The organism is Thermoanaerobacter brockii subsp. finnii Ako-1, from assembly GCF_000175295.2.
Classification (GTDB): Bacteria; Bacillota; Thermoanaerobacteria; order Thermoanaerobacterales; family Thermoanaerobacteraceae; genus Thermoanaerobacter; species Thermoanaerobacter pseudethanolicus.
Genome location: NC_014964.1, coordinates 560,355 through 580,933 on the forward strand (window position 1 = coordinate 560,355; position 20,579 = coordinate 580,933).

The window sequence follows — 20,579 nt, forward strand, 5'->3', positions numbered from 1 at the left end:
TTATATGGTATAATAAGGGCATGAAAAATTTCTCTTGAAGGTGTTTTATTATGAAAAAAGAGGGTAAATATATTTCCGCTACAGAGATAAATCAATTTCTTTATTGCCCTTATCAGTGGTATTATATAAAAAAATATGGATTTGAATATATCAATGGTTTGAGAGAACCAAAAGAGCAAGACTTGCAATTTAGTAACTTTAAGAAAGGGATAGAATATCATGAAAAATATTACAAGGATATTGTGAAAGTGCGATATAAAAAATATGCAATTATTTTTGGAATTATAGCTATTTTATTAATAATTGCAATTATGAGGGTTTTAAAATGATTCTCAATATAATTTTTTTATTTTTCACCATATATTTACTTGTTCAGTCAATTATCGAACAAAGGCCTTATTATAAAAAAATGAAAAGAAGCATAGGATTTCGAGGTGGCAAAATAATATACATAGATAAGCCGCAAGAAGTGAAGAAAAAAGGAGTAATATATGGAAAATTATTAAAATCAGATAAATATGGTTTATCGGGAAAACCAGATTATATTTACCAATTAGGAGAAGAATTGATACCAATAGAATTAAAAAGCAGTCAAGCAGAGGATACACCTTATTATAAAGATGTTATGCAGCTAGTTGCGTATTTTTTGATAATAGAAGATGTATACCAAAAAAGGGTAAAAAGAGGGCGAGTAGTTTATAAAAATTCAATGTTTGAAGTGTATAATAGACGATCGCTAAGAAGAGAGCTTTTTAATATATTAAAGCAAATGAAAAAAATGCAAGAAGGTAATTATTTGCCTGAAGTAAATCCTTCGTATGCTTTATGTAAATTTTGCCCCTGTAAAGAAACTGTTTGCGAAATATACAAAAATACTTCCAAATAAATACAGAATATTGCGTTTATATAGAGAAAAAATAAAAAAGAAATATAGAAAAATTGAAGTGAGGTATGGCTATGGTAAGAAAATTATTCTTTATCTTAATAGGAATTTTTCTGTGCTTTTCGATTGTCTCTTGTGGAATAGCTAAAAAAGACATTACAAAAGCAGAAAGAAATGAAGCTTTACAAAAGCCTTTAGAGAAACCTAAAGAAAAAGTATCTAATACAGTTAACAAGACGGTTTATACTAACACAGAAAATTTGGACAACACTTTATATGGTTGGGGAGTAAGAGTGTTGCCAAATCATCAAACTCCAGAAATAACTCCTAAGGCGATGGAGCTTATAAAAAAATACGACGCTATTTTTGTAGGTGACACGACAAAAAAGGTAGTTTATTTGACTTTTGATGAAGGATATGAAGCTGGTTATACTCCTAAGATACTAGATATACTCAAAGAAAACAATGTAAAAGCAGCTTTTTTTGTAACTGGACCTTATGTAAAGGAACATGCTGATTTGGTTAAAAGAATGGTGGAGGAAGGACATATAGTTGGCAATCACACTGTCAATCATCCAAGTTTGCCTACTTTGTCTGATGAAAAAGTAAAAGAGGAAATAACTAAATTGGGGGATATGTTTAAAGAGCTAACGGGGAAAAAGATGAAATATTTTAGACCTCCCAAAGGAGAATATAGTGAAAGGACTCTTTATCTTACTAAGTCTTTAGGATACAGGACTGTTTTTTGGAGCCTTGCTATGGCTGATTGGCAGCCACTTCCTGGAGGTCCAGAAGAAAGCTATAATACTGTTATGAAAAGGCTTCATCCGGGGGCGGTAATACTTCTTCATGCAGTTTCAAAAGACAATGCTTTAGCCCTTGATAGAATAATTAAGAGTATTAAAGCTGAAGGATATGAATTTAAAACTCTAGACGATATACCATGAAAAAAGCAAAATTTATACTTCCTCCCAGTAAGTTAGAAATTTTTATAAATATATGGAGATTTTTTGTTTATTATGTTTACTTAGGAATTTTGGCTATAGGATTTTTTATGGCAATAAAAAATCAAGAGGAAAAGAGAATGTTAATTAAATAACATTTTGATACTAATTATCATGATAAAAAATGACCTTTGATATTTTATACCAAATAGTTATTTTTTTTACTCATTTTACTGAAGAGTTTTTTGGCATATTACTTGCATAAAGAAAAGATGGGGGTATAAAAATGAGAGAAAAGATTCTGGATGCAATGAGAGACTTCCCGATAATAGCTGCAGTGCGAGAGGCAAAAGATTTAAATACGGCTCTTTCTTCAAATGCACAGGTGATATTTTTACTTACTGGTGACATAATGAACATTTCTGAAATAGTTCAAGAGGTCAAAAGACATGATAAAATTGTTTTTGTGCATTTTGATTTGCTTGAAGGTTTAGGAAAGGACAACAAAGCAGTAGAGTATTTGGCTGAAAAAATAAAGCCCCATGGTATAATCTCTACCCGCAATAATATTTTGATACACGCTAAACAATTTGATCTTTTCTGCATCCAGAGACTTTTCATTTTAGATTCCCAGGCATTAAAAACAGGGTTTGCTTCAGCAAAACAAATAGTTCCAGATGCAATAGAAGTAATGCCTGGGATAATTCCCTCAGTGATAAGTGAAATATCAGTAGATGTGCATCAACCAGTCATCGCAGGAGGTTTAGTCAAGACAAAAGAAGAAGTTATAAATGCACTTAAATCTGGAGCTATTGCCGTATCAACGAGTGAAAAAAATCTGTGGTTTATTGAGTGAAAGGAGGGTGAGAGACATAAAAATTGAGTTTTAAAAAATAAAACTTAATAAATTTTGGAATCATGGAGGGATATTTTATGAGTGACCTTGCAAAATATGTTGCTGAATTTTTTGGTACGATGATACTTATATGGTTAGGTGATGGCGTGGTTGCAAACGTTGTCTTAAATAAATCTAAAGGGCAAAACAGCGGTTGGATTGTAATCACCGCGGGATGGGGATTTGCAGTAATGGTAGGAGCGTATACAGTTGGGTGGATAAGTGGTGCTCACTTAAATCCAGCTGTGACAATTGGCTTAGCAACGATAGGCAAGTTTTCATGGAGTTTGGTGCCAGGCTACATTATAGCACAAGTTTTAGGAGCTTTTGTGGGAGCTATAATTGTTTATTTGATGTACATGGATCATTATGCAGCAACTGAAGATCCCACAGCTAAGCTTGGTACTTTTGCAACTATTCCAGCTATAAGAAAGTTGGGTAAGAATTTTATGACAGAGGCATTTGGTACTGCTATGCTTTTAATAGGAATACTGGGTATAACAAATGGCAACAATCAATTAGTTGGAGGATTAGGACCGCTTCTAATTGGTTTACTTATTTGGGCAATAGGGTTAAGCTTAGGTGGACCTACAGGTTATGCAATTAATCCAGCAAGAGACTTTGGACCAAGGCTTGCTCATGCTGTTCTTCCTATTCCAGGTAAAGGGGATTCTGATTGGGGATACGGCTTAATAGTTCCAATATTTGGGCCGATAGTCGGAGGAATACTTGGAGCCATAGTTTACCAACTTATTGTGAATATACATTAGTGAAAGAGCTTAAATCGGCGAGAGTTTTTCTCTCGCCGACAAATATAACAAAAATTATGAGGGGGAAAAGAGATGGCAAAGTACATTATGGCTTTTGACCAGGGGACAACAAGTTCCCGTGCGATAATTTTTGACCGCAGCGGGAAAATAATAGCTTCACTAAACCAGGAATTTAAGCAAATTTATCCTAAGGCAGGTTGGGTAGAACATGATCCAATGGAGATATGGGGTACACAAATAGGTGTTGCAAAAGGTGTTATAGAAAAAGCGGGTATTAATCCGGAGGATATTGCAGCTATTGGCATTACAAATCAGAGAGAGACAACTGTTGTGTGGGATAAAAATACAGGAAAACCTATTTACAATGCAATAGTATGGCAATGCAGGAGGACTGCTCCTATATGCGATGAACTAAAAAATAAAGGTTTTGACAAGAAAATTAGAGAAAAAACCGGACTTGTAGTAGATGCATATTTTTCTGGTACTAAAATAAAATGGATTTTGGATAATGTTGAAGGAGCAAGAGAAAAAGCAGAAAAAGGAGAATTGCTTTTTGGAAATATTGATACATGGCTTATTTGGAATTTGACAAGAGGTAAGGTACACGTAACCGACTATTCCAATGCTTCAAGGACGATGATCTTTAACATACATGAGCTTAAATGGGATAAAGAGATATTGGCTGAACTTAACATACCAGAGCAAATGCTTCCGGAAGTTAAGCCTTCCAGTTATGTATATGGCTATACTGATAAAAGTATATTTGGAGTAGAGATACCTATTGCCGGAGATGCGGGAGACCAGCAGGCAGCTTTGTTTGGTCAAGCTTGTTTTAAACCTGGGATGGCAAAAAACACCTATGGAACAGGCTGCTTTATGCTTATGAATACAGGGGAAAAGGCCGTGCCTTCAAATACTGGACTTCTCACTACAATCGCTTGGGGAATTGATGGAAAAGTAGAATATGCCTTAGAGGGTAGTATATTTATAGCAGGTGCTGCGATACAGTGGTTGAGAGACGAACTTAGAATAATTGACAATTCACCGCAAAGTGAAGAATATGCGATGAAAGTTGAAGACACAAACGGTGTATATGTTGTTCCTGCTTTTGTAGGACTTGGAGCACCTTATTGGGATATGTATGCAAGGGGTACGATTGTAGGACTTACAAGGGGAGCAAAAAGGGAACATATAATAAGGGCAACACTGGAATCCATTGCTTATCAGACAAGAGATGTACTAGAGGCTATGCAAGAGGATTCGGGAATCAGATTACAAGCTTTAAAAGTTGACGGTGGAGCAAGTGCTAATAACTTCTTGATGCAATTCCAATCTGACATTTTAGGCGTTCCGGTTGACAGGCCTCAAGTAATTGAAACTACTGCTTTAGGTGCTTCTTATCTTGCAGGATTGGCAGTAGGATTCTGGAACAGCAGAGAAGAAATAGAAAAGAATTGGAATGTTGATAAGCATTTTGAACCTGCTATGGATAATGAAAAGAGAGAAAAATTGTATAAAGGTTGGAAAAAGGCTGTAGAAAGGGCTATGAAATGGGCTGAAGAATAAAATAAAAAATTGATAAAAAGTAGCAGGAATTTTAAAAGATTTGTAGAATATATCTTATTAAAGGGAGAAAAAATAAATAATAAGTATGGTGGAGATTTGGAGAACCATATATAGCCGATAGGATCGGTTATATATGGTTTTTTATCTTTTAAGGAGGTTTTAATGACTATGAAAGAAATGTACGATGTTTTAATAATAGGTGCTGGAGTGGTTGGTTGTTCAATTGCGAGAGAACTTTCAAAATACAAATTAAAAATATTAGTTGTAGAAAAAGGTGAAGATGTGGCTTCAGAAGGGGCTTCTAAAGCTAATAGCGCAATACTACATGCGGGTTATGACCCTGTACCTGGTACTTTAAAAGCTATGCTGAATGTCAGAGGAAATGAAATGTACGATGAGTTGTGTAAAGATTTGGATGTTCCAATAAAGAGAACAGGTTCTTTAGTTGTGGCTTTTTCTGAAGAAGAGGTAAAAGAGCTCTATGAATTGTTTGATAGAGGAATAAAAAATGGTGTCAAAGGGTTGTCTCTCATTACAAAAGATATGGTCAAAGAGATAGAACCACACATAAATGACACTGTAGTTGCTGCTTTGTATGCCAAAACAGCAGGAATAATATGTCCTTATGGATATACTATTGCAGTGGCAGAAAATGCTGCACAAAATGGAGCAGAATTTGTTTTTAATTCAGAAGTAATTGATATCAAAAAAAATGGGGACTTCTTTATAGTAAAAACTCACAAAGAAGAATTTTACAGTAAATATGTTGTCAATGCTGCAGGACTTTATTCAGATGTCATAAATAACATGGTAGGGGCGAAGCCATTTTCTGTGCATCCTAGAAAAGGAGAATATTTGATATTAGATAAAGACCAAGGATATCTTGCAAGGACAGTAATATTCCAGGTTCCAACTAAAATGGGTAAAGGAATACTAGTTTCTCCTACAGTTGATGGAAATCTATTGATAGGACCTACTTCAGAAGACATACAAGATAAAGAATTTAAAGCAACTACCAGAGAAGGGCTCAATAAAGCAATTACAGTTGCAAAAAGAAGTGTGGATAAATTTGATGTCAGAAAGACTATCACTCAGTTTACAGGACTTAGAGCGACTCCTGATACAGAAGACAAAGACTTTATAATTGGAGAATCTGATGTGAAAGGATTTATAAATGCTGCTGGAATAGAATCTCCTGGTTTTACTGCAGCTCCTGCTATCGCTGAAATGATAAGGGATATACTTAAAGATGCTGGACTTCAGTTGATTGAAAAAGTAGATTTTAACCCAAAAAGAAAACCAGTCATAAGATTTACTGAACTTTCAGACGAGGAAAGAAACAAGCTTATAAAAGAAAATCCTGCTTATGGAAGAATAATATGCAGATGTGAGACAGTGACGGAAGGAGAGATAATAGATGCGATAAGAAGACCTGTAGGTGCAAAATCTTTAGATGGTGTTAAAAGGCGTGTAAGAGCTGGAATGGGAAGATGCCAGGGAAGTTTTTGTGGGCCGAGAGTTGTTGAAATATTAGCAAGAGAACTTAATATTTCTCCTCTTGAGGTTACAAAGCATGGAAGAAATTCGAATATACTAACTGCAGAGACAAAAAAATTTTTATTAGAAAAAGCATCGGAGGTTTTAAAGAAAGAGGTGTATGAGAATGCTTAACTATGATATAGTCATAATAGGTGGCGGCCCTGCAGGCTTGGGTGCTGCTGTAGAAGCCTATGAAAAGGGTGTAAAAAATATAGTCATAATTGAAAGAGATAAATATCTTGGGGGTATTTTAGAGCAGTGCATACACAATGGATTTGGACTTCAGGAATTTAAAGAAGAATTGACAGGACCAGAATATGCACAAAGATTCATTGATAAAGTAGAAGAATATGACATAAATGTAATGTTGGAAACTATGGTTTTGGAAATAACTCCTGATAGAATTGTAAAAGCTGTTAATTCTAAGGAAGGTGTGTTCACAATAAAAGCTGGAGCTATAATTTTAGCTATGGGATGCAGGGAAAGGCCGAGAGGTGCTATTATGATACCTGGCACTCGCCCAGCAGGTATTCTCACAGCAGGTACTGCTCAGAGGTATGTAAATATGGAAGGATATCTTCCAGGGAAAGAAATAGTGATATTAGGTTCTGGTGATGTTGGGCTTATTATGGCGAGAAGGCTTACATTAGAAGGAGCAAAAGTCAAAGCAGTTGTAGAACTCATGCCTTACTCTAGTGGACTTACAAGAAACATCGTTCAGTGTTTAGAGGACTTTAATATTCCTCTTCTTTTAAGTCACACTGTCATTGAAATTCACGGCAAAGACAGGGTAGAAGGAGTTACAATTGCCAAAGTTGATGAAAATAGAGAGCCAATTATGGAGACTGCACAGTATATAAGTTGTGATACGTTAATACTTTCTGTTGGCTTGATTCCTGAAAATGAGCTCTCTCAAAAGGCCGGTATAGAGCTAGACCCTATAACAGGAGGACCTATTGTAAATGAAATGTTAGAAACAAGTGTTCCTGGAATTTTTGCTTGTGGCAATGTCCTTCAAGTTCACGACTTAGTTGACAATGTTACTGCAGAAGCGAGATTGGCAGCTAATTCAGCAATACGATTTATTCGAGAAGGTGAATTTGGAAAAAGCAATATTGCCGTAAAAGCTGGTAATGGCATACGTTATGTTGTTCCGCAAAAGATAAATGTAGATAACATAGAAAAAAGGATAAAATTCAGAATGAGACCTGTTAACGTTTATAACAATGCTATGTTAGCAGTAAAGTCAGGAGACAAATATTTACTAAGACAAAAAAGGCAGCGCTTAACCCCTGGTGAAATGATTGATGTAAATTTAAGTAAAGACATACTAAAAAATGCAAATCTTGAAGAAGGTATTGTCTTTTTAGTTGAGGAGGGATAAAATGGAACTAAAAGAAATTACATGCATAGTTTGCCCCTTGGGCTGCAGGATACAAGTTGAAATGGAAGGAGGGGAGATAAAAAGCGTAAAGGGATATTCTTGTTCTAGAGGATTAGAATATGCTAAAAATGAAGTTACTATGCCTAAAAGGACTATTACTACAAGTGTGAGAGCGATAGGGGGGCATCTTCCACTTTTATCAGTTAGGACAAAAGAGCCTGTTCCAAAAGAAAAGATACAAGAAATAATGCTTGAATTGGCTAAGGTAGAGGTTAAAGCTCCTGTAAAAATAGGAGATGTAGTGGTGAAGAACATTTTAGGTACGGGGGTTGACATAATTGCTACAAGAAACCTCTATGTAAAATAAGTTTTTGCGTGGTGATAAAATGGAGGGAAGAAGGGAAATATTAAGAACTCCTGTGAGTATCCATTCTCAGATTGCTGCCCATATTGTTCAAAAGGTTAGTCACATAAGCAGACAAAACAATGTAAGCATATTTTTAAGGAAGATAAATGACAATAGGTTGATTCCTGCAAATAGTATGTTATCAATGGTGACTTTTTTTGCTTCTCGGGGAGAAGAAATAGAAGTAGTGGTAGAAGGAGCAAATGTGGACAATGCTATAAAAGAGTTTAAAGGCTTTTTTTACAACGAGTTAGGGAAAGAAAAGGAAGAAAAAACTACTTATGAACTTTTAAAAAATACCTCAATAGCCTATGAGAAAATATTTAATTCTATTGGCTCAGGACTTATAGTTACTGATGAAAATGGGGCAATAATGATTTTTAACAAAGCAGCTGAAAGTATTACAGGGATTAATATGGACCAGGCTATAGGGAAAAAAATACAAGAAGTGATGTCGGATATAAAAATTGCTGATGTGTTAAAAACTGGCAAAGAAGAGATGAATAAAAAACTAAAAATAGGCACAAATGTGGTGTTAACAAATATAACACCTATTTATACAGGTACAAAAATAGAAGGGGCGGTTATAGTATTTTATGACTTCCCTCAAATAGAATATTTGGAAAATGAGCTGAAAAGAGATAGAAAACTTGACAAAGCTTTTGACATAATAATAGGCAATAGCGGAAAATTAAAAGACGCTCTTACTATTGCTTCTAAAGCTGCAGAAACTGATTCAACAGTCCTCATAAGAGGGGAAAGCGGAACGGGGAAAGAGCTGGTGGCTAATGCGATACATTACGCCAGTAAGAGAAAGGATAAACCATTTATAAGGGTAAATTGTGCGGCTATTCCTGTGACTCTATTGGAGAGTGAACTTTTTGGGCATGAAAGAGGAGCTTTTACTGGAGCTGTAACTCAAAAGATAGGAAAATTCGAATTAGCAGATGGAGGAACGATATTTCTTGATGAAATAGGAGATATTCCACCTGAGATTCAGGTAAAGCTTTTGAGAGTGATTCAAGAAAAGGAATTTGAAAGAGTAGGGGGAATAAAAACTATAAAAGTAGATGTGAGGATAATCGCTGCGACAAATAAAGATTTAGAGAAGGCAATAAAAGAGGGGACTTTTAGAGAAGATTTATACTATAGATTAAACGTTATACCTGTGATTTTGCCTCCATTAAGAGAAAGAAGAGAAGATATTCCTCTTCTTGTGGAACATTTTATAGAAAAGCTTAACAAAAAATTAAATAAAAATGTAAAAAAGGTTACTAGAAAAGCTATGCAAGCATTGATATATTATGATTGGCCTGGGAATATACGAGAATTAGAAAATATAATTGAAAGATGTATAACATTGAGTGATAATGATTACATCGATTATAAGGACTTACCTCATTATATTCGAAATGAAAGTGCTGTTCTCTCAGATGATGATATTATTTATCTTGGAGAAAACAACAAGCTACTTACAATGGAAGAATATGAGCGCAAAATAATAAAAGCTGCGCTACAAAGGTATAAAAGTTTTAATAAAGCAGGAAAAGTTTTAGGACTTACCCATAAAACTATTGCTGCAAAAGCAAGGAAATTTGGACTTGTTGATAGATAATACCAAAAGAAATAAATAGTTGATACTTTTTACCAAAATAGCCTTTGAAGGCTATTTTTTTATTACCTGTTCGCTACAATTTATTTGGCACGTAAATTGCATTTAAAAACTAACAAAAGTAAATTAAGAGGAGGTAAATTATGAAAAAGTTGATTAATAATCCTAATGATGTCGTGAAAGAAATGATAGAAGGTTTGCTGGCTGCTCACCCATCTTACCTGAGAAAGCTTGACAACATAGATGTAATTGTCAGAAAAGACGCACCTGTAGAAGGAAAAGTTGGACTTGTAAGTGGTGGTGGCAGTGGCCATGAGCCTGCTCATGCAGGATATGTGGGCTATGGAATGTTAGATGCGGCTTGCCCTGGTGCTGTCTTTACTTCACCTACACCTGACCAAATTTATGAAGCGATTAAGGCAGTGGATGGAGGAAAAGGAGTATTATTGATTATTAAAAATTACACAGGTGACGTAATGAATTTTGAAATGGCTAGAGAAATGGCACAGATGGAGGGAATAGAAGTAGATGAAGTGATAGTGAACGATGATGTTGCAGTAGAAAATAGCACTTGGACGCAGGGAAGGCGTGGCATTGCTGGAACTGTTTTTGTTCACAAAATTGCTGGTGCAAAGGCACAAGAAGGGGCTAGCTTACAAGAAGTAAAAAGAGTAGCTGAGAAAGTAATTGCAAATGTAAGGTCAATGGGAATGGCACTAACACCCTGTATTGTTCCAGCAGCAGGGAAACCCAGCTTTACTCTTGCAGAAGATGAGATGGAGATTGGTATAGGAATACATGGAGAGCCTGGAACTCACAGAGAAAAAATAAAACCTGCAGATGAAATAGTAGAACATTTAATGGAGAAAATAATAAATGACCTGCCTTATAAAGAAAATGACGAGGTTGCTGTTATGATAAACGGGCTTGGTGCAACTCCTTTAATGGAACTTTATGTTGCGAACAGGAAAGTAGCAGAAATCTTAGAGAGTAAGAAGATCAAAGTTTACAAAACATACGTAGGAGAATTTATGACCTCTCTTGAAATGAGTGGATTTTCTATAACATTATTAAAATTAGATGAAGAACTTAAAACATTGTTAGATGCAAAGGCTGATACACCTGCTTTCAAACAATTATAAATTTTTAGGAGGTAGAAGATGGTTATCACAAAAAATGATGTCCTAAAAATTGTGGACAAAATTGTAGAGGTTATAAAAGAAAATAAAGAGTACCTTACAGAGTTGGATGCTGCTATTGGTGATGCGGACCACGGAATAAATTTAGATAGAGGATTTGATGCCGTAAAGCAAAAATTGACCACATTGCCTGAAACTACTGATATAGGGACAATATTAAAAACTATAGGCATGACTCTTGTATCTACGGTGGGAGGAGCTTCTGGTCCTTTATATGGTACAGCTTTTATGAGGGCTGGACAAGTAGTTCAGGGTAAAAATGAACTTTCTGAAGAGGATATAGTTAAAATCTTTGAAGCTGCTTTAGATGGCATCAAACAAAGAGGAAAAGCCGAAGCAGGAGACAAGACTATGATAGATTCTATTGAACCTGCATATAAAGCTTTAAAAGAGAGTTTAGAGAACAACATTGCATTACCTGAAGCATTAAATAGAGCAGCTAATGCTGCAAAAGAGGGAATGGAATACACTAAGAATATTTCTGCAAGAAAAGGAAGAGCAAGTTACTTAGGAGAAAGAAGTATTGGACACTTAGATCCAGGGGCAACATCAGCATATTTGATGATAAAGTCTTTTTCTGATGTTGTCAATTTATCATGATGGTGGAGGAAAAAATGGTTGGAATAGTGTTAGTCTCTCACTCAAGAAAAATAGTAGAGGGGATTTATGAACTTGCAAGCCAAATGACAGGTGGAAAAGTTCCTATAGGGATAGCTGGCGGGACACAAGATGGCAGATTGGGAACAGATGCTACAGAGATAATGGAGGAAATTAAAAAAGTAGACGAGGGAGAAGGAGTAGTAGTTTTAGTTGATATTGGAAGTGCTGTAATGAGTGCGCAAATGGCGATAGAACTCCTGGGAGAGGAATATGAAGGTAAAGTAAAAATTGCTGATGCACCTTTAGTGGAGGGAGCAATTGCAGCTAGTGTAGAGGCTTCTATAGGTAGTGATTTTGATAAAGTTCTTTTAGTGGCAGAAGAAGCAAAAAAACTTAATAAATTTTAATATTTTTGAGTCTGGACAAAATCCAGACTTAGTTTTTGTGTAGAATTTTTACTCAAAAGGTATTAAAATAAAAACATAAGGAGGTGATGGAATACGTCATTTTTAAATATTTATGATGTATACGATAACAACCTAAAAGAATTTATAGAAAAGGAGGATTATATAAATGCTTATTGGTATGTTTTTCAGCAAAAAAGTTTGGTAAAGAAATTGGACAAAAAATTATATGAATATTTGCTGTTGTGGCAGATAATACTTGAAATTTATATAGGTATTCCTGAAGAGGCAAAAGAGCATTTTTTTGAGCTAAAAAGCGAATTAGAAATTGATGAACATAATTTAGCTTTGTTTATAAAAAGTGTGATTCTTTTAGATTTGGTAGAAGAATCTTTAAAAACAAAAAACCTTTTTGAAGCATTAATGAATTATAGTGGGGAAGACCAATGGATAAAATTTTATTTATTGTTACTTTCTTTTAAAAATAAAAGAAGGATTTTAGAAGTTTTGGAAGAATTACTTTATATGGAGAAAAAAGTAGAAGATAAATTGTTACTGCCTAAAATATATGGGCTTATAGCTGAAATATACGAAGAAATTGGTGAGATAAAATGGCACCAATTCTTAGATAAAGCTTATAAATTAAATCCTCAAGATTTATATATATTGCGGCTAAAATTAAAATATGGCCTTATTAGTGAAGAAGAAAAACAAAATCTTAAACTTTATCGTTTGTTTCCAGAAGATTCGAAATTAATCAATGAATATTACCATAAAACCAGAAAAAATTTTAACTCCATCCATAACTTTAAATTTTTTTGTTGGGGAGGGGATAATATTGGTGCTAGCTCTTATTTGGTATCCTATGAGGGAATAAATATTTTACTAGATGCGGGAGCTTTGATTAAGGATAAAACCTTATATTACAATTCTATAAAAAATTTACCTATAGATATTAAAGATATTGATTTGGTAATTATTACTCATGCTCATTTAGACCATTCTGCAGGAATTGTGGAATTATTAAGAAAAGGTTTAAACTCTCCGATTATAATGTCAAGACCTACTAAAGAAATTTTGAAGCAAATATTTTTGCGGGGACATACAAGATTAGAGATAAAAATAGAAGAGGAGATTATAAATTTTGACAGTCAGATTATAAGTTTTGATACAGAAGAAGAAAGTAGTTTTAGAATAAAAAATAAAGAAGTAAAACTTAAGTTATTTCCTGCGGGGCATATATTAGGGGCTGTAGCTGTGTATCTTGAGATTGAGGGGATAAAAATTTTTTATACAGGTGATTTTACATTAAAAGATGTGGAAAGCAATAAAGGACTTAGATTTCTTCCCGATTTAAAAGTAGATATTTTAATAACTGAGGCTACTTATGGGTATGGCAATAACTTTGGTGTCCAAAATAAGTATTTACAGGATAAATTGATACTTAAGTCGATAGAAAAACTATTAAAAGATGAAGAGAGAATACTTTTGCCTGTATATGCTATTGGTAAAGGGCAAGACATATTATTATTTTTTAGAAAAACTTTTTCCTATATTCCTTTTAATGTGTATGTAGATGGAGATGTAGCATATTTTAGTAAATTATACGAAAATTTTGCTGGGCCCATATATGGAAATGGAATACTAAATGTGGCTGAAGATACTTTATACACTGATAGAAAAGATTTTATAAAGAAGGAAATAGCCCTAGGCAATTGTGTGGTTCTCGCCAGTTCAAATGACTTAAAAGAGGGAAGTGCATCTTTTGTATATGCTACTGAAATGAAAAATTTTACAAAGGGCTGTATTATGAATCTCGATTCTAATAATAGAGAAATTGCAGGTCTAAAAAATTATCAAATTGGAATGTTAAATCATGCAAATATAGTAGACCTATTAGAAACAGTTATAAAGATGGCTCCATCTGCTGTTTTTGTAATTCACAGGGGATACGAAAGTAAGAGTGAAATAACTATAGAAACAATTTTAAAAAGAATTGAAGGAATAAAAGTTTTTGCACCAAAAGAAGGAGAAATAATAGAACTTCAATAGGGGGGAGTTTATGAAAAGATATGTAGGAATAGATTTGGGTACTACGAATACGGTTGCATCAATTTTGGAAATATCTCGAGAAGGGGAATTACTGCCTCGGGTCATAGATATTGGACAGTTTAATGAAGACTATGAATATATTTATGATAAAATATTGCCTTCTTGTTTATATGTAGATGAAAGTGGAAATCAGTATGTGGGCAAAATAGCACAGTATATGAAAGCTAAGAAACCAGAAAGAGTTATTTATAACAGTAAAAATTATATAGGAACGCCAGGTTATTTTTGGGAAATTGATAAAAAACTTTTTTCACCGGAAGAAGTGGCAGCTTTAATATTAAAGGAAGCTAAACAGAGTTTGGAGAGGGAAATTGGCGAAGAAATAGTAAATGCGGTTATAACTGTGCCAGCATCTTTTAATCACGACCAAATTCGGGCGACAAAAAAAGCTGCAAAAATGGCAGGATTTGATGAACAAAATACTTATTTTATTTCCGAGCCTACAGCAGCACTTCTTGATTTTATAAATACTGAAAAGAAATTGCCACAAAACAAAAGACATTTAGACTTTTCACAACCGAGAAAAATGTTGGTATTCGATTTGGGAGGAGGCACTTGTGATGTCTCGATATTAGAAGTCCAAATGACGGATAAGGACTTCATTGTAGAAGAAATAGCTATCTCTTCCCATACTCTGGTAGGAGGAATAAATTTTGATTTAATAGGGGGCATTTATCTTTTGGAAAAATATTCAAAGGAAATGGGGATTTATTTGATAATGAAAATGAAAAAAGGCATGTATATAACAGAATGGTTTGGGAGATGGAAAAGGCAAGAAAGTTTTTTAGTATTTCAGGTGGGGAAGAAGTAATATATGAAAATATTATAGAAAATTTTATAAAAGGGAAACCTTACAAGTTTAAAATATCTAGTAAGGAATATGAGGAGTGTATAAGACCTTTATTGGTTAAAGAAGGAAACATGGGATATAATGTCGTAGACCCTATTTTAGATACTTTGGAAAAAGCGGGGCTTATGATTCAAGATATAGATGATGTACTTTTGACAGGAGGTATGAGCAATTATAAGCCTGTGCGAAATGTCATAGAGAAATTATTTATGAAAAAAGCCTTAATAAGTTTACACCCTATGTTTTCGGTGGCGAGGGGAGCAGCAATCTACCACTATTTAAGCGAAAAACTGGATAAAGGAAATAACAATATCAAAATTGAGCCTGTTCTGGCTTCCAACATATACATTGATATAAAGAATGGGTTACCTTTTTTGATTGTTTCACAAGGTACAAAAGCACCTTATGAAAGAGAGTATGACAAGATTTTAAGAGTAACTAATGCTACGGGTATGCGCTTGGATGTATTTTCAGGGAAAAATTTATGGGATCCAAAGATGAAGCGTTTAAAAAGCGTACAATTAAATTTTTCAAAGTTAATAAAACCCGGCACGCCTATTTCTCTAAAAATAAGTTTTGATAGAAATAGGATTTTGACTTTGAGCGCATGGGTAATAGCTTCTACGGAGCAAAGAGTCCAAGTGGCTATTGACGAGGAGAGTGAAAACTATGAGCATTGACTGGAAAGAGTTGCTTTTGGAGAATAAAGATTTTTTTATAAATGTTTCTAAAGAGGTGATGGATGATGGAATGGAATATTTGGGAGCAAAAAGGATGAAGGATAAAGATAAAAACTTTAAAAGAGAACTATTTAAATATTATATTAGCGAAACTAATGCAAAACTTGTTGGAGAAAAAATTCAATTGCTATCTACTCTTCACCAATCTGCACTAGCTTCTTTAGAAAAAGACATTGTTGAATTAGGGAGAAATATTTTATCAGAGGGGCAAAATCCAATTGAGATGATAGTATATAGTGCAAAAGCTTTGGATTTAAGACAAGAGGAAATTTTTAAAAGAATGGTGAGAATTCTCAAAAATATATCAAATAACAGCTTAGAGGCCCGCGATGCTCTTATCACTATTTTGCAAGAATGGGAATGGGAAGAACAAATTAAACTTGTCATTCAAACGCTTAGAGAAATAAAAGAAATAAGGGCTTATGAGCAATTAATTACACTTTTAGAAAATGATAATTTAAAGGAAATAGCAGCAGAAACTCTTATAGAATTGGGAGAGAAAAAATGCATTCCTTATATATTGAATATGGTTAATTCTCTTAATGGATTTAATAGTAGAGAAAGACATTTTGCTTTTAGAATTTTAACAAAGCTTGCTGGCTTGGGAGATGAAGCACTAAAGCAGATAATAGAAAGATATTTAGAGAATGAAAATAGCAGCTTGAATATTGTATATTCTAATGTTATAGCGAATTTAAAGGAAAAGGCCGTTGAAAATATTGCAGAGCTGCTATATGAGGAGAAATATAATCAAAAAGCTGCGATAACATTAGGGAAAATGAGGACAAGTATTGCTACAGAGTATTTACTTAAGGCTTATTATGATCCTAGCATAGAAAACAAAATGAATATAGTAATTGGGTTAGGGTATACGAAAGATGAAAGATGTGCAAATGTAATGTTGGAAATTTTGAAAGAAGAAAATCAATCGTTAGAGTTAAAGGCTTGTGCTATTACTTCTTTAGCAAATTTACAAATATTAGAAGCAAAACCTATGATAAAACAGATTTTAAAAAATAATTATTTGGCTATTAATGCTTATTCGGCTTTGGTTCAGTTGGGAGAGATAAAATATCTAAGTAATTTATTCTATTATATTGTAAAACCAGGTTTTTCTGTAGAGGAATTATTAAATGCAATAAAAGAAATTAAAAGATTGAAGGGGCTTAGGAACAGTGACATAAATAGGCAAATTGCGGAAGGGATAAAGTATATTATTAAAAATGATGATGGTTATGCTTGTGTAAACGCTTTAAAAATAATAGAAACAAATCTCGACGAGGAAATAGCAAAAGAATTAATGCAAAAATTAAAAAACACTGCAAAGGAAGAAATACAGTATTTGATTTATAAAATTTTAGGTAAAAATGCCAAAGGATTGAAAAATATAATTGATGAAAAAATATTTAGGGATGCAATGGAAAGCGATAGTGCTAGGATTAGGTATTTAGCACAAAAAATCATTGAAGAGAGCTATAAAAAAACAGACAAGCTCATTAGAATGTGAGAAGGTGAAAATATGTTGGAATTTAAAAATGTGACAGAAAAGAAGTATATAGATATTTTTTTATCTACTCTCCCCTATGATGTGCTTATAAAACCTTTCAAAAAAAATACTAATTTACAAAAAAAGTTGGCCGGTTTTCGATTAATAGAAAGTGCTTCTCCACCTAAAAAGATAATTCCAATTCTCAGAGAAGAGATTTTGAAAGGGAATATAGAGGAAGAAATGTTTATAAAAGAATGGGAAAAAATTTATGCAGATTTGGTAAGGCAGATACAGCCTTTGACTCTTGAAAAAATAGAGGAGAAAGTACCAGAGCTTTTGAGTTTATATAAGCCAGAAGTTATTTTTTCCGCACTTCTATTTTCAAAAGATGAAAGTTATAAAAAAATATTGCAGGACTTATTAGATGTAATTGAAGGGGAAAAAGAAAAAATAGAAAAAAATATTGAGGGGCAAGAGGCTATTGATAAATCAGTAAAAATCAACAAAAAATTATTGAAAGAGATTGAAAAATTACGGAAAAAATTGATTCTGCAAGAAAAAAAGAATATAATGGAGATAGAAAGGCTTACTGAAAAAATAAAAGAGCAAGAAGGAGAAATTTTAAACTATAAAAATAAAATTTCACAGTTAGAAAAGGAAAAAGAAATGTTAGAGGAGAGAATAGAAAAAATTGGATTAGAGTTTGAAAAAAGAATGAACAAGATTATTGAAAATGCTTCATCAAAAGAAAGACAAGCCGAAAATTTAAAAATCTTAGTGAATAGATTGCTAGTAGAAATCCAACAGCAAAAGATAGATTTTAACAATGCTTTGCTTGAAATAAAAGAAATTTTGAGTAATATAGAAGAGAAAACAAATTTTTTGTTTGACAACACTGTAGCTCAAGTAGCTGTAACTAAAGAAGAACAAGAGTATTCTTTAGTAGAAGACCTGTCGCGAATGCTAAAGATAATTGACTGAGAGGTGTAACAATGCAACAAGATGAAGTAAGAGAATTGCGGGAACAACTCAATAAAACTCCGAAGACACCAAATGAAATTTCTCTGTTGTTAAAAAGAATAATAAAAAAACAAAAAGAAATAGTACAAATAATTAGCATTTTGGAGCTTTTTAATGAGACGGTGTACTTATACCATGTACTATTTAGGAAAAAGAATGTGGCAAATGCTTTGGCATATTTAGATAAAGAAACACAAAACATTTTGGAGGTTGTTAAGAATATAGCAAATAATACAAAATATTTCAGCCTTATGGAAGAAAAAATGAAAAGAAATACAGAAAAGACGATTAGAAAATATAAAGAGTACTTTGAAAATGCTATAGATGTTTTGTATGGATATTATGTAGAATCGAGATATGTTAACGAAGTGGTAAGTGATAGAGCAAGAGATTTCTTTTCTGAGGAATTAATAGATGAGGAAGAATTTTATGAAAATGTTATTAATTTTATAAATGAGGTTGAAGAGGAAAAAGAAGAAAGGATAAAAGAAATAATATCCAGCATTCCTTTTGCTATGTCTAAAAAACGCTTTTATGAATATTTAACAAAGGGATTGGAGAAGGATTATTCAAATTATGAAGCTTTTTTGGAAAATGTAATAGATATAGAGGAAAATTTTTATGGAAAATTAATAGAAGGCTACGGCGAAATTTTCCCTCGTATTGCTAAAAAAATTGAGTACTTACAGTCACTGGATTTTAAAGAAATGACTCGGGAAGAAGTAGACGTGTATTTTAGAAAAAGTGTAGAGTTAATAAAAAGTGTTCAAAGTCTAAGAGAGATTTCTTTTTCTGTTTTAAAAATTATAAATAGACTATTGGTAGTGTTTTTGTCAGAAAATAAATTTGAAACTTTATTTAAAAAAGAGCCTTTTATTGGGGAGTATATAGATTTTTATGGTAAATTAAATAAAAATTCTTTAGATTACAAAGAAATAGAAAAAAATATCAAAACCTGTGATAATGTAATTTCAAATTGGTATTTTGAATTGTATAGGTATAATCTACTATTAGGAGAAATTGATTATTCTGATCTGGAGATTATGGAAATTATAGATGAGGGTATATTAGAAGACATTGAAACGCTTTCAGAGTACGAAAACTTGTTAAATGATACCAGTGAGGTAGTACTCGAGGATGGTCAAATAGAAGAAGAACCTATAGATATGGCTCTGATAAAAGGCGAAATAAAAAATGTCATTTCTTTAATTGAAGATATTTCAAGAAACATGAAAAATGAGTATAGAAAAGCGAGAATGAGAAGACTTATGGGAATTATTCCTGTGCCTCAGAATTTTGAAAAAGAAGTCTTGCATTATATAAAAAACTCCATTGAGCTTGATAATTCACGGAGTAGAAAGTTATCTTTTATGCATACAGTAAAGAAAAAAATAGAGCTTTACAAGGATTTAAAAAACCAAAAAAATTTTTATGAGGCTATAATAAAAGGCGCAAAGGATGTTATTTAAAATGGTGAGGAAAATTATTCATACCTTCCTTATTAGCGGCATGGTGGTTTCACTGTTTTTGGCTGTTTTTCTTACTAGTTTGCAATATGTGGCTTTTAACCGTAATTTTTATAAAGAGGAATATGAAAAAAATAATGTAATGTCAGTAACTGGCATGAGTATTGATGAACTTATGAAAGTAACCCAGATAATGCAGAAGTATTTAATGGATAAAGAAGAAACTTTAGATGTAATGGCAAAAATTAATGGCAGTATGCAGAGAATGTTTAATGATAGAGAATTAGCTCATATGAAAGATGTAAAAGATTTGTTTCAAATGGGTTTTTTAACAAGAAATATATCAATAATAGTTTTTATACTCATTTTTACATACTTTCTTTTTGAAAAATCCTTTTATAAAGCCTTTGATTATCTTCTAAAAGGTACAATATTTATAATAATTCTACTGTTGGTTTTTGCGCTGGCGGTGACTTTGAATTTTGATAATTGGTTTACTGGTTTTCACCTTGTATTTTTTGACAATGATTTATGGCTATTAAACGTTGAAACAGATAGACTTATACAAATGTTTCCTTTAGAATTTTTTCAAGATGCTGTGTTTGTAATTTTCAGAAATACTTTCTTTACTTTTATAGTTATACTTGCTATAGTATATGGAGTAGTGAAAATGACAAAAAAGCCTGTTTTTAAATAGGCT

18 protein-coding genes and 1 pseudogene are annotated in these 20,579 nt (G+C 33.0%); all 19 read left to right on the top strand.

The window, feature by feature from the left end:
* Positions 1-50: 50 nt before the first annotated feature.
* The 19 genes and pseudogenes from THEBR_RS02730 (at position 51) to THEBR_RS02820 (ending at position 20,576) form a co-directional block, all read left to right on the top strand.
* Positions 51-329, top strand: coding sequence for a hypothetical protein (locus THEBR_RS02730; RefSeq protein ID WP_012269050.1), 279 nt, complete (start codon positions 51-53; stop codon positions 327-329).
* A complete protein-coding gene (cas4, locus tag THEBR_RS02735; RefSeq protein WP_012269051.1) occupies positions 326-886 on the top strand; it encodes a CRISPR-associated protein Cas4 in 561 nt (186 codons plus the stop codon). Before THEBR_RS02730 ends, cas4 begins: the two co-directional genes overlap by 4 nt.
* A 71-nt stretch (positions 887-957) precedes the next feature.
* Entirely contained in the window at positions 958-1,830 is an 873-nt protein-coding gene (gene pdaA, locus THEBR_RS02740) for a delta-lactam-biosynthetic de-N-acetylase (protein WP_012269052.1), read from the top strand.
* A 283-nt stretch (positions 1,831-2,113) separates the two neighbouring features.
* Complete coding sequence (locus THEBR_RS02745) at positions 2,114-2,683, top strand: glycerol-3-phosphate responsive antiterminator (RefSeq protein WP_003871376.1); 570 nt, start codon at positions 2,114-2,116, stop codon at positions 2,681-2,683.
* A gap of 77 nt (positions 2,684-2,760) precedes the next feature.
* Positions 2,761-3,492 carry an MIP/aquaporin family protein gene (locus THEBR_RS02750; RefSeq protein WP_012269053.1) on the top strand — a complete coding sequence of 244 codons (732 nt, stop codon included), beginning with the start codon at positions 2,761-2,763 and terminating at the stop codon, positions 3,490-3,492.
* Between the two features lie 72 nt (positions 3,493-3,564).
* Complete coding sequence (gene glpK, locus THEBR_RS02755) at positions 3,565-5,058, top strand: glycerol kinase GlpK (RefSeq protein WP_012269054.1); 1,494 nt, start codon at positions 3,565-3,567, stop codon at positions 5,056-5,058.
* Between the two features lie 168 nt (positions 5,059-5,226).
* Positions 5,227-6,729: an NAD(P)/FAD-dependent oxidoreductase gene (locus THEBR_RS02760; protein WP_003866563.1), complete on the top strand. Its 1,503-nt coding sequence runs from the start codon at positions 5,227-5,229 to the stop codon at positions 6,727-6,729.
* Positions 6,722-7,981 carry an NAD(P)/FAD-dependent oxidoreductase gene (locus THEBR_RS02765; RefSeq protein WP_003866564.1) on the top strand — a complete coding sequence of 420 codons (1,260 nt, stop codon included), beginning with the start codon at positions 6,722-6,724 and terminating at the stop codon, positions 7,979-7,981. The genes THEBR_RS02760 and THEBR_RS02765 overlap by 8 nt, the downstream gene beginning before the upstream one ends.
* 1 nt (position 7,982) lies before the next feature.
* Positions 7,983-8,348 (top strand): DUF1667 domain-containing protein, encoded by a 366-nt coding sequence (locus tag THEBR_RS02770; protein WP_003866565.1) that lies wholly within the window; start codon positions 7,983-7,985, stop codon positions 8,346-8,348.
* A 19-nt stretch (positions 8,349-8,367) separates the two neighbouring features.
* On the top strand, positions 8,368-10,002 hold the full coding sequence (locus tag THEBR_RS02775) for a sigma 54-interacting transcriptional regulator (protein ID WP_013570787.1): 1,635 nt from the start codon (positions 8,368-8,370) through the stop codon (positions 10,000-10,002).
* A 140-nt stretch (positions 10,003-10,142) separates the two neighbouring features.
* The gene (gene dhaK, locus THEBR_RS02780; protein WP_012269058.1) at positions 10,143-11,141 is read left to right on the top strand and encodes a dihydroxyacetone kinase subunit DhaK; all 999 of its coding nucleotides are present in this window, start codon (positions 10,143-10,145) and stop codon (positions 11,139-11,141) included.
* A gap of 18 nt (positions 11,142-11,159) precedes the next feature.
* The gene (gene dhaL / locus THEBR_RS02785) at positions 11,160-11,798 is read left to right on the top strand and encodes a dihydroxyacetone kinase subunit DhaL (RefSeq protein WP_006569500.1); all 639 of its coding nucleotides are present in this window, start codon (positions 11,160-11,162) and stop codon (positions 11,796-11,798) included.
* A gap of 14 nt (positions 11,799-11,812) precedes the next feature.
* Positions 11,813-12,205 (top strand): dihydroxyacetone kinase phosphoryl donor subunit DhaM, encoded by a 393-nt coding sequence (gene dhaM / locus THEBR_RS02790; RefSeq protein ID WP_004400541.1) that lies wholly within the window; start codon positions 11,813-11,815, stop codon positions 12,203-12,205.
* Positions 12,206-12,403: 198 nt separating this feature from the next.
* The gene (locus THEBR_RS02795) at positions 12,404-14,254 is read left to right on the top strand and encodes an MBL fold metallo-hydrolase (RefSeq protein ID WP_012269059.1); all 1,851 of its coding nucleotides are present in this window, start codon (positions 12,404-12,406) and stop codon (positions 14,252-14,254) included.
* Between the two features lie 10 nt (positions 14,255-14,264).
* Positions 14,265-15,844, top strand: a pseudogene (locus THEBR_RS12670) (Hsp70 family protein).
* Positions 15,834-17,411: a HEAT repeat domain-containing protein gene (locus THEBR_RS02805; RefSeq protein ID WP_012269060.1), complete on the top strand. Its 1,578-nt coding sequence runs from the start codon at positions 15,834-15,836 to the stop codon at positions 17,409-17,411. Before THEBR_RS12670 ends, THEBR_RS02805 begins: the two are co-directional and overlap by 11 nt.
* A gap of 12 nt (positions 17,412-17,423) precedes the next feature.
* Positions 17,424-18,374, top strand: coding sequence for a hypothetical protein (locus THEBR_RS02810; RefSeq protein ID WP_012269061.1), 951 nt, complete (start codon positions 17,424-17,426; stop codon positions 18,372-18,374).
* An 11-nt stretch (positions 18,375-18,385) separates the two neighbouring features.
* Positions 18,386-19,882, top strand: coding sequence for a hypothetical protein (locus THEBR_RS02815; RefSeq protein ID WP_012269062.1), 1,497 nt, complete (start codon positions 18,386-18,388; stop codon positions 19,880-19,882).
* A complete protein-coding gene (locus tag THEBR_RS02820) occupies positions 19,872-20,576 on the top strand; it encodes a TIGR01906 family membrane protein (RefSeq protein WP_013570788.1) in 705 nt (234 codons plus the stop codon). Before THEBR_RS02815 ends, THEBR_RS02820 begins: the two co-directional genes overlap by 11 nt.
* Positions 20,577-20,579: the final 3 nt, after the last annotated feature.

Coding starts and splice junctions, on each gene's coding strand:
- THEBR_RS02810 (WP_012269061.1), top strand. CDS start 17,424: ATGTTGGAATTTAAAAATGTGACAGAAAAGAAGTATATAGATATTTTT.
- THEBR_RS02815 (WP_012269062.1), top strand. CDS start 18,386: ATGCAACAAGATGAAGTAAGAGAATTGCGGGAACAACTCAATAAAACT.
- THEBR_RS02820 (WP_013570788.1), top strand. CDS start 19,872: ATGTTATTTAAAATGGTGAGGAAAATTATTCATACCTTCCTTATTAGC.
- dhaK (WP_012269058.1), top strand. CDS start 10,143: ATGAAAAAGTTGATTAATAATCCTAATGATGTCGTGAAAGAAATGATA.
- dhaM (WP_004400541.1), top strand. CDS start 11,813: ATGGTTGGAATAGTGTTAGTCTCTCACTCAAGAAAAATAGTAGAGGGG.
- THEBR_RS02760 (WP_003866563.1), top strand. CDS start 5,227: ATGAAAGAAATGTACGATGTTTTAATAATAGGTGCTGGAGTGGTTGGT.
- THEBR_RS02805 (WP_012269060.1), top strand. CDS start 15,834: ATGAGCATTGACTGGAAAGAGTTGCTTTTGGAGAATAAAGATTTTTTT.
- THEBR_RS02775 (WP_013570787.1), top strand. CDS start 8,368: ATGGAGGGAAGAAGGGAAATATTAAGAACTCCTGTGAGTATCCATTCT.
- THEBR_RS02745 (WP_003871376.1), top strand. CDS start 2,114: ATGAGAGAAAAGATTCTGGATGCAATGAGAGACTTCCCGATAATAGCT.
- cas4 (WP_012269051.1), top strand. CDS start 326: ATGATTCTCAATATAATTTTTTTATTTTTCACCATATATTTACTTGTT.
- THEBR_RS02765 (WP_003866564.1), top strand. CDS start 6,722: ATGCTTAACTATGATATAGTCATAATAGGTGGCGGCCCTGCAGGCTTG.
- pdaA (WP_012269052.1), top strand. CDS start 958: ATGGTAAGAAAATTATTCTTTATCTTAATAGGAATTTTTCTGTGCTTT.
- THEBR_RS02770 (WP_003866565.1), top strand. CDS start 7,983: ATGGAACTAAAAGAAATTACATGCATAGTTTGCCCCTTGGGCTGCAGG.
- THEBR_RS02730 (WP_012269050.1), top strand. CDS start 51: ATGAAAAAAGAGGGTAAATATATTTCCGCTACAGAGATAAATCAATTT.
- glpK (WP_012269054.1), top strand. CDS start 3,565: ATGGCAAAGTACATTATGGCTTTTGACCAGGGGACAACAAGTTCCCGT.
- THEBR_RS02750 (WP_012269053.1), top strand. CDS start 2,761: ATGAGTGACCTTGCAAAATATGTTGCTGAATTTTTTGGTACGATGATA.
- dhaL (WP_006569500.1), top strand. CDS start 11,160: ATGGTTATCACAAAAAATGATGTCCTAAAAATTGTGGACAAAATTGTA.